Source organism: Spiroplasma endosymbiont of Megaselia nigra, from assembly GCF_003987485.1.
In the GTDB taxonomy this organism is placed as follows: Bacteria; Bacillota_I; Bacilli_A; order Mycoplasmatales; family Mycoplasmataceae; genus Spiroplasma.
Window position 1 is genome coordinate 1 of sequence record NZ_RCOO01000246.1, and the last position, 1,422, is coordinate 1,422.

Annotated in this window: 2 protein-coding genes; both read right to left on the reverse strand. The window is 24.1% G+C overall.

Going from position 1 to position 1,422, the window contains the following annotated elements; all coding sequences use genetic code 4:
- Positions 1-119: 119 nt before the first annotated feature.
- Complete coding sequence (locus D9R21_RS06460; RefSeq protein ID WP_126821541.1) at positions 120-977, reverse strand: hypothetical protein; 858 nt, start codon at positions 975-977, stop codon at positions 120-122.
- A gap of 193 nt (positions 978-1,170) precedes the next feature.
- Positions 1,171-1,422, reverse strand: a 252-nt coding sequence (locus D9R21_RS06465) for a spiralin repeat-containing protein (RefSeq protein ID WP_158613973.1), incomplete at its 5' end; no start/stop codon positions are given.

Below are 1,422 nucleotides of genomic sequence, written 5' to 3' on the forward strand. Positions count from 1 at the left end.
ATTATTTAATTCAACTAATAATTTTTGCTGATTTTGATTTGTAAAAAACTTTTCTCCCATTTATTATCATCTCTCTTCTGGTAATTATTAAATAAAATAAGTAATTATAAAATTATTTACTAGACAATCATAATGTCAAATTGATTTAACCATGTAAAACATTCTTTTAATCAAATAATATCAGTTTCAATTTTTGCAAGAATATCTTGAATAATATTATCAAATTTTCCGGAAAATTCTACTGTTGTTAATGCCATTGTTTTATCATTTCAACTTTTAACTAAATAAGATTGAAATAAGAACGTTAAAACCCCCTCAGCAACATCAACTGCTGGAATGGTTGGCACTTTTCCTGCTAAAATAAATAAATTCTTTCGAACTTGTGGTGTTAAAATTGTTTTAATTGCTCATTCAGATGTACCACCAACTAAAAATTTTTCTTCAAATAAATTATCTTGTAAATTAATATAATTTAATGGATTAAAAAATTTAGTTGTTATCCCGCGTGGTTGCATTGTAAATTGTCCTGTTAATTTATGATACGGTTGAATTGTGAAAATTGGGATACGATAAAATTCTTCTTTATCAACCTTATTGTTAATTTTAGTTGAAACTTTATGTGTAATTGTTCCAAAGGAAATATTTCCACTAGCATGAGTTAAATTAAACACAAAATCAATTTTAGTGTTATTATTAAAATTAATTAAACGTGTTGGTAATGGTTTAAATATTTTAGTAATTCCTAATAATGTTAATTCAGAAGTAAAATATTCTCCTAATGCTAAATTATAAATTGTCACTAAATCAATTTTATCCATAATCTGATCTGATAATTTTAATAATCGTGTCCATTTAACAATATAATAGCAAACTGTGATAATCAGCGCAAGGCCAATTAAAAACATTAAAATAGGAATTCATATTAAAGTTATTTTAATATTTTTTACGACAAATAAAATAATAATAAAAATTCCCATAATACTAAAAAGGGTCCTAAAAACATCATTCAACGAATAATTAATTGGAATCGTTTCTTTGGTGGTTGAAAGGAAATATTATTATGGTAATATTATTGCAATTGATCATTAATAATTTTTCGAATTACTATTTTTCAATCATTATTTCTTAACTTTTCAATCATTTTAGTTTTCTCTTCTATTGCAATAATTTTTAGTATGAAATCTCTTTTGATAGTAAAGTTATTTTAAAAGTAAACCTGTTAGTAATTAATTGACTATTTTCATTAGCCATTACCGTAAATTCAATCATTTCTCCTGGCGTTTGATGATCAGAACTTTTATCATGATCATTAGTAATTTTAAAATCAGCAACTGTTACATTAATTGAAAATGTTGTATCAATTGCTTTTCTTACTTCCTTGATTAAATTAGCATCTCGATTTAATTCCTGATAATCAGCATC